At 45.5% G+C, this 14,560-nt stretch carries 13 protein-coding genes; 10 read left to right on the top strand and 3 right to left on the bottom strand.

The window, feature by feature from the left end; translation table 11 throughout:
- Window positions 1-59: 59 nt before the first annotated feature.
- Window positions 60-2,069, top strand: coding sequence for a bifunctional tRNA (5-methylaminomethyl-2-thiouridine)(34)-methyltransferase MnmD/FAD-dependent 5-carboxymethylaminomethyl-2-thiouridine(34) oxidoreductase MnmC (gene mnmC / locus WH96_RS08185; RefSeq protein WP_162200134.1), 2,010 nt, complete (start codon window positions 60-62; stop codon window positions 2,067-2,069).
- A gap of 37 nt (window positions 2,070-2,106) precedes the next feature.
- Here mnmC and hutC read toward each other — a convergent pair whose 3' ends face one another.
- The 3 genes from hutC to hutU form a co-directional block, all read right to left on the bottom strand.
- Window positions 2,107-2,829: a histidine utilization repressor gene (gene hutC / locus WH96_RS08180; RefSeq protein WP_047763682.1), complete on the bottom strand. Its 723-nt coding sequence runs from the start codon at window positions 2,827-2,829 to the stop codon at window positions 2,107-2,109.
- Window positions 2,830-3,023: 194 nt separating this feature from the next.
- Complete coding sequence (gene hutH, locus WH96_RS08175; RefSeq protein WP_047763681.1) at window positions 3,024-4,556, bottom strand: histidine ammonia-lyase; 1,533 nt, start codon at window positions 4,554-4,556, stop codon at window positions 3,024-3,026.
- Window positions 4,553-6,217: a urocanate hydratase gene (hutU, locus tag WH96_RS08170; protein WP_047763680.1), complete on the bottom strand. Its 1,665-nt coding sequence runs from the start codon at window positions 6,215-6,217 to the stop codon at window positions 4,553-4,555. The genes hutH and hutU overlap by 4 nt, the downstream gene beginning before the upstream one ends.
- A gap of 160 nt (window positions 6,218-6,377) precedes the next feature.
- Between hutU and WH96_RS08165 the strand changes: the two genes are divergently transcribed.
- The 9 genes from WH96_RS08165 (at window position 6,378) to WH96_RS08125 (ending at window position 14,521) form a co-directional block, all read left to right on the top strand.
- Complete coding sequence (locus tag WH96_RS08165; protein ID WP_053005774.1) at window positions 6,378-7,466, top strand: aminoglycoside phosphotransferase family protein; 1,089 nt, start codon at window positions 6,378-6,380, stop codon at window positions 7,464-7,466.
- A gap of 78 nt (window positions 7,467-7,544) precedes the next feature.
- Window positions 7,545-8,405, top strand: a complete 861-nt coding sequence (pdxY, locus tag WH96_RS08160) for a pyridoxal kinase (RefSeq protein WP_047763679.1) — start codon at window positions 7,545-7,547, stop codon at window positions 8,403-8,405.
- 338 nt (window positions 8,406-8,743) lie between these two features.
- The gene (cysG, locus tag WH96_RS08155) at window positions 8,744-10,195 is read left to right on the top strand and encodes a siroheme synthase CysG (RefSeq protein ID WP_047763678.1); all 1,452 of its coding nucleotides are present in this window, start codon (window positions 8,744-8,746) and stop codon (window positions 10,193-10,195) included.
- A gap of 28 nt (window positions 10,196-10,223) precedes the next feature.
- The gene (locus WH96_RS08150; RefSeq protein WP_047763677.1) at window positions 10,224-10,553 is read left to right on the top strand and encodes a DUF2849 domain-containing protein; all 330 of its coding nucleotides are present in this window, start codon (window positions 10,224-10,226) and stop codon (window positions 10,551-10,553) included.
- A gap of 4 nt (window positions 10,554-10,557) precedes the next feature.
- Window positions 10,558-12,210, top strand: coding sequence for a nitrite/sulfite reductase (locus WH96_RS08145; RefSeq protein ID WP_047763676.1), 1,653 nt, complete (start codon window positions 10,558-10,560; stop codon window positions 12,208-12,210).
- Window positions 12,203-12,973, top strand: coding sequence for a phosphoadenylyl-sulfate reductase (locus WH96_RS08140; protein ID WP_053005773.1), 771 nt, complete (start codon window positions 12,203-12,205; stop codon window positions 12,971-12,973). Before WH96_RS08145 ends, WH96_RS08140 begins: the two co-directional genes overlap by 8 nt.
- 114 nt (window positions 12,974-13,087) lie before the next feature.
- The gene (locus tag WH96_RS08135) at window positions 13,088-13,621 is read left to right on the top strand and encodes a DUF934 domain-containing protein (protein ID WP_047763675.1); all 534 of its coding nucleotides are present in this window, start codon (window positions 13,088-13,090) and stop codon (window positions 13,619-13,621) included.
- Window positions 13,622-13,669: 48 nt separating this feature from the next.
- Window positions 13,670-14,026, top strand: a complete 357-nt coding sequence (gene fdxA, locus WH96_RS08130; RefSeq protein WP_047763674.1) for a ferredoxin FdxA — start codon at window positions 13,670-13,672, stop codon at window positions 14,024-14,026.
- Between the two features lie 183 nt (window positions 14,027-14,209).
- Complete coding sequence (locus WH96_RS08125; protein WP_047763673.1) at window positions 14,210-14,521, top strand: hypothetical protein; 312 nt, start codon at window positions 14,210-14,212, stop codon at window positions 14,519-14,521.
- Window positions 14,522-14,560: the final 39 nt, after the last annotated feature.

The raw sequence follows: 14,560 nt of genomic DNA, 5'->3' as shown, positions 1-14,560 counted from the left end.
TGCTTTTCTTTAATCTCTCAGGAAGTAAAAAGTCATAATCTCCTTTGATGAGTTTTTGTATGACTAAATTTAGTAAAGCCGAACTTGAATGGCGGGATGGCTTTGTCCCGGTATCAACCAAATATGATGATGTTTATTATTCCCTTACCAATGGTCTTGAGGAAAGCGCCTTGGTATTTTTGAACGGCGTTGGTGGTAAAGATCTTTGGGAAAACAAACAAAATACAATCATTGGTGAAACCGGGTTCGGTACAGGGTTAAATTTTTTAGCGACCTGGAGAGAATGGAAAAGATCTGCAAAATCAGATCAACGTCTAACCTTTGTTTCCGTCGAAGGTTTTCCTCTTAGCCGTGCTCAGTTACAAAAATCTTTGGAACCTTGGGATGAGCTTAGTGATATTCGTGATGCGCTCATTAAGGCTTATCCAGATCTAAGTCCTGGCTTTCATACGCTTGAGTTTGAGCAAGACAGGGTTACGCTTATTCTTCTTTTTGGGGATGTACAGGATGTTCTGTCACAGTTTTCTGGGCAGGTTGATGCCTGGTTTCTGGACGGTTTTACCCCTAAGAAAAATCCCGAGATGTGGAATGTTGATGTTTATAAATTACTGGCAAGAAAATCAAAACCTGGCACGAAGTTGGCAAGTTTTACGGCGGCAGGGCATGTTCGTCGCGGGCTAGAAAGTGTGGGATTTAAGATCGAAAAACATAAAGGCTATGCTTTTAAACGCGAACGCATTGTTGGCGAGTTTTCCTCTGTTGAAGCCGACGAAGATAAAAAAGTGGTGCACTCAGGGTCTCTGCCATGGTTTGATATCCCGAAAGTAAGAAATAAGCCTAAAAAGGTAGCCATCATTGGCGCAGGGATTGTCGGGAATTGTCTGGCTTATAGCCTGTCGCGTGCAGGTGTTGATGTTACTTTGATTGATAAGGCGCCTTCTGTTGCCGAAGGAGCATCAGGAAATCCAGCCGCAGTATTTGAGCCAAAACTGATGCGTAATGGTACTGTGCTGGGACAGTATTTGGCGTCTTGTTATCTCTTTGCTTTGAGCTTTTATCGAAAACTGGAAGAGCAAACAGGTGAAAAAATTTGGCATCATCAGTGCGGATCGTTGGATCTTATCGGTGATGACAAAGAACTTCAGCGTCGACAGTCTTTTGTCGCTTCGAATGTTCTCCCACAGGATCATTTTTCTATCGTGGATGCCCGGGGTGCTTCCGAGTTAGCAGGTATTGATCTAACGTCCTCTGCTGTTTGGTATCCGTATGCTGGGTGCCTTAATACGACTGCTCTTGCAAAGGCATTAACAGCTGAGATTGATGTCCGACTTAATTGCGAGGTGACATCGCTTGAACCCTATGCAAATCATGGACAATGTAATTGGAAACTCTCTGTTTCAGGAAGCAGTGAAGATCTCGAATTTGATAGCGTTGTTCTTGCCAATGCCTTCAATGCCAGGAATTTTACTCAATCTGAAAGCCTGTCTGTGATTATGAACCGGGGACAGGTCAGTACTTGTCTTCCTAACAAATCCAGCACAGATTTAAAAACCATTGTTAATGGTAGTGGGTATATTACACCCGCAATCAAGGGACAGCACGTTTTTGGTGCTACTTTTGAGCGGCTCTATTGCTATGATGAAGCTGAAAACAAGTCTGTTACAACAGAACACCATGGTCATAATCTGTCACTTCTAAACGAAATTGTTCCCAATATTTCTACGCAGATAGATCTATCTGCTTTAGGTGGCCGGACATCAGTTAGGGGAACAACGTTTGATCGTCTGCCTTTAGTCGGCCCGGTTTATGATGAAGATCAGTATCGTAATGATTACGCTGGCCTGAAGAACGGACAAAAAAGCAAGTCTTTCTGGCCACAGGGAGAATATTATCAAAACCTGTTCTGCGCAGTGGGCTTTGGGTCCCGAGGGTTTCTAACGGCACCTTTGATGGCAAACTACCTTATGAAATTAATATGTGGTTGTGACGCCTTGCCAATTCCGAACGAAATCAGAGATGCAATACATCCCGCCCGGTTTTTGATGCGGGATCTCAAAAAAGGTTTGTGACTCAGCAATCAGTGGAAACTGTTACTTTATAGTATCTCTATCCCTGAAATGTCCCGCCCAGGCTATATCGATCACCGGGATGGATAAGCTTGGCATAGGTAACCGTTTGTCCTTCGGACCACGTGCGCCTCTTCAGTAACAAGCAAGGTGTCGATGTAGAGATTTGCAATAGTTCAGCCTGCTTTTCTTCTGGCGCAATAGCAAAAATAGTATGTTCAGCGTTATCTAGCGAGGCGACTTGAACCAGATAATCATAAGGAGTGATATCCCTGAAATCCTGATCTAAATAATCGGGGGCAGAGGCGGGATTTATAAAACGGTCTTCAAGTTGAATTGGTGTACCGTTTTCTTTGTGAATAATAATAGAATGATAAACAGGCGCATTTAATTCCAATTCCATAACGCCTGCGATATAGGCTGAAGCCTGCTCTTGTTCGAGTAACATGACTTCGTTGCCATACTGCCCATTACGGGATCTGACTTCCTCGGCGATACTTTTAATTGCGAGCACAGCAGACTGAGGGCGAGGTTCGGCTACAAAAGTGCCGGCACCTTGAACGCGCATCAACCAGCCATCTGCAGTAAGTTCCCGCAAGGCTCTGTGGATGGTCATCCTAGACATATTCTGGCTTTGTGTTAGCTCGTTTTCTGACGGAATTTGAAAACCGGGTTTCCATTGGCCAGATTGAATATGACTAATAATGTGATCCTTCACCTTTTGGTAAAGAGGTATTTTTTTGTCGAAGCTCCCAGCATCCATTATAAATCCCCACACGCGCCAAGCGACGTTTATCGTTTCTTGTTATTATTGTAATAAATTAATAGATGCATGGTTTTACAGTGTATTTCCAGTGGAAAATTTTAAATAAACTGGAAATACACTGTTGTTGTGTCAATCAGAACCCAGTACCGAGCTCTTTTTATTAAAGAGCTCTAGATTATCGGCCTGATTGCCTAGTCAAAACTTGGCAGGAAATTAGGTTTGGAAATTGTGTTAAATGTTCCGTGCCATACCAAATCTTCTGCTGCTTCCAGATCGTCGGCAAAATAACGATCCTGTTCGAAGAAGGCGACATCTTTACGCAATCTTTCCATAACCGTTTCAAGTGTTGGTGATGTCTTTAACGGTTTGAGGAAATCAATACCTTGGGCTGCGGATAAAAGCTCTACTGCTAACACACCCGCTGTATTTTTTGCCATATCTGACAAACGCCTTGCGGCAAAGGTTGCCATGGAAACATGATCTTCCTGATTTGCAGATGTTGGCAGGCTGTCAACACAAGCCGGATGGGCAAGAGATTTGTTCTCTGATGCGAGGGCCGCAGCGGTAACCTGTGCAATCATGAAGCCAGAGTTGAGGCCACTTCCCGCAACGAGGAAGGGTGGGAGACCTGACATGGAGCTGTCCATCAAGAGTGCAATACGACGTTCGGACAAAGCGCCCATTTCCGATATGGCAAGGGCGAGGACATCAGATGCCATGGCCACTGGCTCAGCATGGAAGTTACCCCCAGATAGGATGTCGCCTTCTTTTGTGAATACCAGCGGATTGTCTGATACAGCGTTGGCTTCACGTTCGAAGATACCGGCGGCAAACCGCATGTGATCCAAACAGGCACCAAGAACTTGGGGTTGGCAACGAAGGGAATAGGGGTCTTGAACTTTTGAACAGTCGGTATGACTGTCATTGATCGGACTGCCGTCCAGAACGGTTCTGAATACAGATGCGATGTCTGCTTGTCCAATTTGTCCCCGGGCTTCTTGAATGCGGGGATCAAAGGGAACATGTGATCCTTTGGCGGCTTCTACGCTCATGGCACCAACCAGTGTGCTGGCATTCATCAGGTTTTCTGCTCTGAAAAGCCCTACAAGTGCCAGAGCTGTTGAAACCTGGGTACCGTTCAAGAGGGCAAGGCCTTCTTTCGGACCAAGAACCATTGGCTTTAACCCAATGCGTTCCAGCCCTTCCTTGGCTGGCATAATTTCACCTTTGTACCGGGCTTTTCCAGCACCGATTATCAAAGCAGACATGTGCGCAAGGGGCGCGAGGTCACCAGAAGCGCCAACAGATCCTTTTGACGGGATGCAAGGGTATAGACCTTCATTATAAAAAGTGATCAGATAATCGAGAACTTCCTGTCTGATGCCTGAAAAACCCTGAGCAAGCGAGGTTACCTTGAGTGCCAGAATGAGGCGAACAACTTCATCATCAAGCAGCGGCCCCATACCTGTTGCGTGGGACAACACAAGGTTGCTTTGTAACTCTTCTAGCTGTTCGTCATCAATACGTGTAGAAGCAAGTCGCCCGAAACCGGTATTGATACCGTAAACGGTTCTGCCGTCTCTCAGTACATCACGAACGGTTTCTGTCGATGCAGCAATTTGCGCTTTGCAAGCTGGATTCAGTTCGATTTTTACATCATCAAATGTAAGAGCGCGAAGAGTAGAGAGTGTCAGTTGACGGGGTGTCAGGATCAGTGATTTCATTTATCTGACTCCATAGGAAGGTCGAGATTATTATCCCGAGCACATTTTTTAGCAATTTCGTATCCGGCATCTGCATGACGCATAACACCTGTTGCGGGATCATTCCAGAGAACACGCCCCAATCGTTTGTCTGCTGCTTCTGTACCATCAGCACAGATAACAACACCAGAGTGTTGTGAGAAACCCATGCCAACACCTCCACCGTGGTGGAGAGATACCCATGTGGCACCGCCAGCGGTGTTTAAAAGCGCGTTAAGCAAAGGCCAGTCTGAAACGGCATCAGATCCATCCATCATGCTTTCTGTTTCGCGGTTCGGGCTGGCAACTGATCCTGAATCCAGGTGATCACGACCAATAACAACTGGTGCTTTAAGTTCGCCATTGCGCACCATTTCGTTAAAGGCAAGGCCTAGTTTGTGTCGTTGTCCCAGACCAACCCAGCAAATACGGGATGGGAGGCCCTGGAAGTGAATGCGCTCGCGTGCCATGTCCAGCCAGTTGTGCAGATGCGGATCATCCGGAATAAGCTCTTTGACTTTTTGATCTGTTTTATAAATGTCTTCAGGATCACCGGAAAGGGCTGCCCAACGGAATGGGCCTATACCACGACAAAAGAGGGGGCGGATGTAGGCTGGGACAAAGCCAGGGAAATCAAAGGCATTTTCAACGCCTTCCTCGAAGGCCATCTGACGGATATTGTTACCGTAGTCAACTGTCGGGATACCCTGTGCATGGAAATCGAGCATGGCCTGAACCTGTACGGCCATAGATTTCTTTGCGGCTGTTGTTGTACCTTTGGGGTCTTTTTCTGATCGGTCAACATATTCACCCCAGGTCCAGCCTTGGGGAAGGTACCCATTAAGAGGATCATGTGCAGACGTTTGGTCGGTGACAATATCTGGGCGGACGCCACGTTTAACAAGCTCCGGGAAGATATCAGCAGCATTGCCAAGTAAACCAACAGAGATTGCTTTTTTGTTGGCGACAGCATCATTGATAATGTTAAGTGCTTCATCAAGATCACTGCATTTTTTATCCAGATATCCTGTACGGATACGCATATCAATGCGGTCTTCCTGACATTCAACAGCTAACATAGAGGCACCAGCCATTGTGGCGGAAAGGGGTTGTGCTCCGCCCATCCCCCCAAGGCCACCAGTAAGGATCCAGCGGCCGGAAAGGTCACCGTTATAGTGTTGGCGTCCTGCTTCGACAAAAGTTTCGTATGTACCCTGAACAATACCCTGGCTGCCGATATAGATCCATGATCCAGCGGTCATCTGGCCGTACATCATCAAGCCAGCTTTATCGAGCTTGTTGAAATGGTCCCAGTTTGCCCAGTTCGGTACGAGGTTAGAGTTGGCAATAAGAACACGAGGGGCATCTGAATGCGTTGGGAAAATGCCAACGGGTTTACCGGATTGAACGAGAAGCGTTTGATCGTCTTTCAGTTTTTTCAGGCTTTCGACAATTTTATCGTAACATTCCCAGTTTCGGGCTGCGCGACCAATCCCACCATAAACCACCAGTTCTTCAGGGTGTTCAGCAACATCCGGATCCAAATTATTCATTAACATTCTAAGCGGTGCTTCACTCAGCCAGCTTTCGCATGAAAGCTCTGGGCCGTGTGGGGCGCGGATTGTGCGTGTGTTCTTTTTCATTTGTCCAACTTTCCGACTCAGGAATATGTATATACAAAATAACTTGTCTATACATCTTGTCAATATCCTGAATAGTACATCTGCTGTTTTTCCTTTTCTCTTTCAGATATAAGGTGAAAAGCTATTGAGAATACGTGTGTTTTGTTAAGTGGAGCTATTGGTGAGCATTACCCCCGATCAAAGAGAACAGCAGAGAATCGCTTTTATAAAGAATACAGGTTGGGAAGGTGCTGCTGTTGAAGCTTTGCCTGTTGATGCTTCTGCACGGTGTTATTTCAGGCTGACCAAAGGAAGCGAAACAAGGATCGTTATGGACGCACCGCCTGGTATTGCGGAACCTGTGGCAGTGTTCGCAAAGGTCGGGCGGCATTTATTATCCTGTGGCGTTTCAACACCTGTTATCCATCAAGAAGACATCGAAAATGGGTTTTTATTACTAGAAGATTTTGGCGACAATACCTACGCAAAGCTTTTGCATGCGGGATGGAACGAAGAAAAACTCTATGAACTTGCTATTGATGTGTTGGTTACAATGCATTCATCCGAAAGGCTGGCTCAAATTGATATGCCGCCCTATGACTTGGCTTTTTTAGTGAAAGAAGCGCTTATTATGGCGGATTGGTATGTGCCGAGTGTAAAGGGCGCAGCTTTGCCTGCCGAAGTACGGCAAGCCTATGTGTCGGCTTGGTGTCGGGTTTTTAAATTTCTGCCTCTGCTTCCGACTACTTTGGTTTTACGAGATTTTCATATTGATAATCTTATGATTTTGGACGGACGTGATGGTGTTGCATCGTGCGGTTTGTTGGATTTTCAGACCGCAGTACTCGGTGCTGCGCCCTATGATCTGATGTCTTTGGTAGAAGATGCCCGCCGTGATATTGATGAGGGACTGCGAACAAGGATGATTGAGCGTTATCTCAAAGCAATGAAAATTGACAGGGATAGTGAAGCGGGACAGGATTTTATGTCCTGGTATTATGTTCTTTCTGCACAGCGTCATGCTAAAGTCTTAGGATTATTTACGCGTCTTTATTCACGAGACCAGAAGGATGCCTATCTGAAACATGTAACGCGTGTCAGCAGTTTGATGGATAGCTCTTTGCAAAATAGTATTCTAGAACCCGTAAAGAGCTGGTTTGATAGATATTTTCCGGATTTTGTTGTTGAGTTAAAAGCTGAAACAATTGACCAAGAAAAAGTTATGAAGTCAGCTGCTCTAACGGAAGGGTTTCCTGTCTCGCTATCTTAGGCAATTTTTGTCTCTTTGAGAGCGGGGAGCTTTTGGTAAGGCATGTCATGCCTGTGGCGTTCATGTAGGGGAAAAGCTATGCCATCAATTATCTCTGCCCAATCCCATGTTTGTTATGGGCATGTTGGGAATTCTGCGGCGGCATTTCCGATGCAGAAGCTCGGGGTTTCTGTACATTTAGTTCCAACGACAATTTTATCCAATCATCCTGCGCATTCTAGCTTTTATGGGCAGGCAATAGAGAGCGACCTTTTGCAGGATCTGTTCTCCGGACTGGAAGAACGTGGCGCTTTTCATGGAAGTGCAGGATTTCAGAGTGGCTACCTTGCGACGTTAGAGAATGGATATGTTATTGAGAAAGCCGTAAAGCGCTTTAAAGTCTGCAATCCGCAGGGATTATATTGCCTTGATCCTGTTATGGGGGATGTTGGAAAAGGTTTCTTTGTTCAGGCGGGCATACCGCAGTTAATTACAGATAAACTGTTGCCTCTGGCTGATATTATAACGCCAAATAAATTTGAGTTTGATAGCCTTACTGCAACGAGTTGTCTGAACCATGGTGATATGGTTGCGGTTGCCCGCAAGCTCATGAAAGATTTTACTTTACGTTGTGTGGTTGTCACTTCTGCAGATTTTGCAGCAGATTCTACAGGCGAAGAAACAACACATACATTGGTTGTTCGTCCAGATAGAGCAATGTTGTACTCTACGCCATTCTTACAAAATGGCCCTTCGGGAACGGGGGATCTTTTTACAGCTATGTTCATAGCCAGAATACTTCTGGGGCAAAATGAGATGGATGCTGCTGAGTTATCTTTGAATGCTGTATATTCCATAATAAAGCACACAGTTGCGTCTGATTTAAGAGAACTTGATATAATTACACATCAAAAGTGTATTATAAGTGCAAGTAATATAATCACACGAAAAAAAGTGTAAATATAAAATTTATTTTTCCCCTGGATTTATGTTTTTCTCGATTGGAGGGATGATAAGATCTTTACCTTATAGGGTAAGATTCTTCTTTTGTAATATTATGCATTGTAACTAATATGTTGATTTTATTATAATAAAATCTTTTGTACATAAAAAATAATTTCCTGTTTCATTGAGTGTTTCATCGTCTGCACTATTTTTAACTAATTATTAGTGTTAAATATTAAAAAATTTCATTTTTACTTGTAATTTTTTCAAAACATGTCATCTATTCACTGTGAGTTAATGTAATTGAGAAAATAATTTCTCTAAATTATGTGTGAAATAGATGTGAGGGTGTCATGGATCACTTTCCGATTTTCCTGTCTCTTAAGGGGCAGAAAGTTGTTTTGGTTGGCGGCGGCGACTTAGCTGCAAGGAAACTGCGTTTGCTTCGTAAGGCTGACGCAGCAGTAACTGTGATAGCACCTTCACTCTGTCCTGAGATTCAGGAACTGGTTGCGCAAACTGAGGTTGATCATCTGGGGCGCAAGTTCCTGAATGAAGACGTCACAGGCGCAAGCCTTGTTTTTGCGGCAACTGATATTGAAGAAATTGATGCGGCAGTCGCACAAGCTGCGCGGGCAAAGGGTATTAAGGTTAATGCCGTAGATCGCCCTGAACTGTCAGACTTCATCATGCCTGCAATTGTTGACCGTTCACCGATTGTTATTGGTATTTCCAGCGGTGGTTCTGCTCCAATTCTTGCGCGTAATCTGCGTGAGAAAATCGAAGGAATGCTACCACCAGCACTTGGGCGTCTCGCATCCTTTGCGGATAGCTTTCGTGGTGCGGTGAAGGGAACGATCTCTCGCGGAAACGAACGTAGAAAATTTTGGGAAAATTTCTTTGATGGCCCCATCGCTGAATCTGTTCTCTCCGGACGCGAAGTTTCTGCTCGTGAGAGCATGCTTGGGCTGATTAATCGGAACTGGAAACAGGAAAATGCCACTGGTCATGTTGCCATCGTTGGTGCTGGCCCTGGTGATCCAGATCTTCTTACCTTCCGCGCCATGAGATTTATGCAGCAGGCTGATGTCGTTGTATATGACCGACTGATCAGTGATGAGATCCTCGATTATGTCCGCCGGGATGCCGATCGTATTTATGTGGGTAAAGCACCGGGACATCACAGTCATACTCAGGACGAGATCAATGACATTCTTGTTCGTGAAGCACGTAAGGGGCTGCGCGTTGTCCGCCTCAAAGGTGGTGACCCGTTTGTTTTTGGGCGTGGTGGTGAAGAAATGGATGTACTGAAATCTGTCGGGATCGAAGTTGATGTTGTTCCGGGCATTACGGCTGCGGTTGGTTGTGCGGCTGCATCGGGCATCCCCTTAACCCACCGCGAGCATGCATCAATGGTTACCTTTGTTACCGGGCAGACGGGTGATGATATGACTGCGGCTGATTGGTCGAGTTTGATCAATAGTCGCCAAACATTGGTCTTTTATATGGGGCTGAAAAATGCCGGGCAAATATCTGATCGGTTGATTAAACACGGCCAGGATCCAAAGACACCAATCGCGATCATCGAAAATGGTACGCGTGTTGATCAAAGGGTTCTTCCCGGACAGCTTTTTGATGCTGCTGAGATGGTCCAGCGACATCAGGTTACAGGTCCTTCACTGATCGTTATCGGATCAGTCGCGGCCTATGCCGATACATCGGATTTACAGCAGATTACAACTGCTGCGTTGGAAAATAAAAATACGGCTTCCTTTTTGAATGAAGTCGCCGTTGCCGCTCAATAAACGGCACGTTTAGGAGAGAGTAAAGAAAATGTCATTGCAAATTATGACTGCAAACAGATTGCTTGGCGGTGGTGTTGTCTATTTCGGTGAAAATGAAGAATGGACAGATCATTTTGCCTCAGCAAAAGCCGTTGAAGATAACGATGGCGCAGCAGCGTTGTTGACTGAGGCCGAAAAGGCCGAAGCGAACCAGCTTATTGTTGGTCCTTACTTGATTAAAGTCGAGCGTAATGAAGCCGGTCTTCAGCCACTTTCAGTCAAGGAAGGTATTCGGGCGAAGGGCCCAACCGTACTGTACGGTCACGGTACTCCGGCCAATTCATCGGAGTCAGTTTCATCCGGACCAGTTAAGGAATAACGTTATGTATCGCTATGACGAATTTGATTATGATTTTGTTCAACAACGCGTTGCACAGTTCGGGGATCAGGTCGAACGCCGTATCGAAGGTGATTTGACCGAAGATCAATTCAAACCATTGCGTTTGATGAACGGTCTTTATCTACAGCTCCATGCTTATATGCTTCGCGTTGCTATTCCCTACGGAACTTTCAATTCCGTTCAGATGCGCAAACTGGCTCATATTGCCCGCAAGTATGATCGTGGCTATGGTCACTTTACGACACGTCAAAATATCCAATACAACTGGCCTGTGTTGAAGGATGTTCCTGCTATTCTCAAGGAACTTGCCGAAGTAGAGATGCACGCGATCCAGACCAGTGGTAACTGCATAAGAAATACCACGTCTGATCAATATGCAGGTGCCGCCGCCGACGAGATCGAAGATCCGCGTGTATATTGTGAAATCATTCGCCAATGGTCTTCTTTGCATCCTGAATTCACGTTCTTGCCCCGCAAGTTCAAGGTTGCTGTGACGGGTGCAACAACAGATCGTGCAGCTATTCGCGTTCACGACATTGGCTTGGCTATTGTTAAGAATGATGATGGTGAAGTGGGCTTTGAAGTCCACGTTGGTGGTGGTCAGGGACGCACACCAATGATTGGTAAGGTCGTTCGTGAATTCCTGCCCAAGGAACACTTGTTGTCTTATCTTGAAGCCATTTTGCGCGTGTATAACCAGATTGGCCGTCGTGATAACAAATACAAAGCCCGTATCAAAATTCTGGTTCATGAAACTGGTATTGATGAAATTCGTCGCCTGGTCGAAGAAGAATGGAACCGCATCAAAGATACAGCGTTGAATCTGCCATTGGAAGAAGTTGATCGCATTAACGATTACTTCGCCCCTCCAACTTTCGAGACGCTTGATGCGACTTCTCGTTCGTTTGAGGTGAAACGCTTCGAAGATCGTGGCTTTGCCACCTGGGTGCGTGCGAATGTTGTTGCACACAAAAGACCTGGCTATGCCATTGCCAATATCTCTCTGAAACCAGAAGGGGAAGCGCCGGGCGATATCACAGATGATCAGATGGAAGTTGTGGCTGATCTGGCTGAGAAATATAGTTTTGATGAAATTCGGGCAACGCATGAGCAAAATCTAGTTTTGCCGCATGTGAAGCTCGATGATCTGTATGATGTCTTCCTAGGGTTACAGAAATCAGGATTGGCAACAGGTAATCTCGGCTTGATTTCAGATATGATCGTCTGCCCGGGGCTGGATTATTGTGCCCTTGCTAATGCACGATCAATCCCAGTTGCTCAGGCTATTAGCAAACGCTTTGCAGATATCGAACGTCAATATGATATCGGTGAGCTCAAGCTCAAGATTTCCGGGTGTATCAATGCCTGTGGCCATCATCATGTGGGGCACATCGGTATTCTGGGTGTTGATCGTAAGGGTGAAGAATATTACCAGATTACTTTGGGTGGAAATGCCAACGAAAATGCTGCGATAGGCAAGATTATCGGGCCGTCATTTGCCTATGATAAAATTGTTGATGCTGTTGAAACAGTGGTGAACACCTATCTCGAGATCCGTGACGGTGCTGAGGAAAGCTTCCTTGATGCTTACAACCGGGTTGGCATGGCTCCGTTCAAGGAAAGACTTTATGCTTAAGGCATCGACCTTGTTACCAAAAGAAGGAAGCGCACGAGAGCGTCTGGAGACGACAAAATCCCGCGCAGCAGAATTGCTGGATAGTGTTCGGAATTTGTCGACCCATGATGCGCTTGTCCGACTAATTGAAGATGAATTTAAAGGCCGTGTTGCACTTGTCTCTTCTTTTGGGACAGAGTCAGCAATCCTTTTGCATCTCGTTGCTCAGGTTAATCCAAACACCCCCGTAATCTTTATGGATACGGGAAAATTGTTTGGTGAAACGCATAGGTATCGACGTCAGTTGACAGAGTTTTTGGGGTTAACTGATGTGCGTCAAATCTTGCCAGAGGAAGCAAAGCTTTCTGAAAAAGATCCCAAAGGTATTCTCTGGAATCAGGATACGGATATGTGCTGTTGGGTGCGTAAGGTTGAGCCGATGAACCGTGCGCTTGATGATCTTGATGCCTGGATTTCCGGGCGCAAGAGATTTCAGTCTGTGACACGTGCCAAACTGGAACTCGTCGAAGCTGAAGGTTCCCGGATCAAAATCAATCCGCTTGCCTATTGGGAGCGTGACGAGATTACAGCTTATTTCAATAAGCATAACCTGCCACGTCATCCTCTGGAAGCTGATGGCTATCCATCGGTGGGATGTATGCCGTGTACCGACAAGGTCGAAGCGGGTGAAGATCCACGAAGCGGGCGCTGGAAAAATCAGGACAAGACGGAGTGCGGTATTCACTTCCTTGATACAGGCGCTGCAAGAAATAAAACGGCATAAGCCCGCAGGCTTTTGTTAGATAAGAGTTTAACCTAGCCATAGCTAGCATAAGTCCAAAAGAATTTCTTAGGGCGGGCTAGCATGACAAACAGATTGAAGAGAAAAGAGAGTAAAATGCCGCTCATAAAAGATGGACGCCATGTTGCTGATAAATGGATCAAACTGGATAGTGAAGCCGAAGTTCCTGCCGGGGTTTCTATCATTGTATCGCTTGATCGCTGGCAGAGTGAGAAAGAAGCTTTACTCGGTCTTGATCTCGAGCTTGGTGTTTTGCTTGAAAGCAATGAATCTCCCGAATTGATCGAAGATGACTTAAATAAACTCTCATTAGTTGCATTGAACTTTCCGGCTTTTGGTGATGGGAGAGCTTATTCCTATGCACGCATTCTAAAAGAACGTTATGGGTTTGAAGGTGAAGTCAGAGCAGTCGGTGATGTTTTGTATGATCAGATCCAGCTTATGGAGCGCTGTGGTTTTGATACGCTCAAAATTGAAAGTGAAGCCACGCTTCGTTCTTTAAAACGGAATAAATCGGCTGATGTGAACGTGTTCTATCAACCCACAGGTGATGGGGAAGCGACGGCTTCTTCTTTACGTAAGCGTTTGATTGAGAGCCATAAAGAACTTGGCTATCACAAGGCGTCCTGATTTTATTTGTCAGCCATAGTAATTGTTGGCTGATCACTGGAGTGCGTTATGACTTATGTCGTTGCGGATAATTGCATTAAATGCAAATACATGGATTGTGTCGAAGTTTGCCCCGTAGATTGTTTCTATGAAGGGGAAAATACACTAGTTATTCACCCTGATGAATGTATTGATTGCGGCGTTTGCGAGCCGGAATGTCCTGCAGAAGCGATTTTGCCTGATACCGATCCGGAAGCTGAGAAGTGGCTGGAGATGAACACCAAATACGCTGAGATCTGGCCGAATATCACTGAGCAGGGGCAACCTCCTGCTGACGCCGACGAATTCAACGGTGTAACTGGCAAGTATGAAAAGTTTTTCAGTCCGAATCCTGGTGGGCAGGAAGCCGAGAAAAAGGTTGGATAAAGTCAGCGCCGATGATTTTAAAGGGGCATCCATTTGGGTGCCTTTTTTGCTTGTGACTAGAGATAAGAAACTGTGATGACATAAGGTATTATCGCTTCCTTTACTATTCTCGGGTATCAAGGAGAGGGTAGCCATACGAACTGTGTGGGTTCCCTGTCATTTTGAAGTCACGGAAAAATTGATATGTCGAGTGTTATAAGAAGAGCTTCTATTCCTCTGATTGTTGGGGGGATATTATGGACGGGACCAGTTCTGGCTGAATGCAAGAAGCCAAATTATGATCCGCCTCGATGTACAAATCAGTTTATCGAAATTCAGTTTTTGGACGCCAAAGATTTTAAAAGCTGTAAAAAGGAAGTGACTTACTTCCTTGAAAGCTTGGATATCTGGTCAAAATGTGTTGCCGACGAAGCGCGCTTAAAAGGTGATGAAGCAATCAAGCTTTTTAATTGTAAGGTAAATGGAACTGCTAATTGCCTGGGGAGCTCTGGGTAAAATAATAGCCTAGTCCTTTTCTTGCCTAAGTTCTAGATA

Source organism: Kiloniella spongiae (assembly GCF_001026905.1).
Lineage (GTDB): Bacteria > Pseudomonadota > Alphaproteobacteria > Kiloniellales > Kiloniellaceae > Kiloniella > Kiloniella spongiae.
The sequence above is the reverse complement of the archived record's forward strand: the minus strand, read 5'-3'. Positions and strand labels throughout refer to the sequence as shown.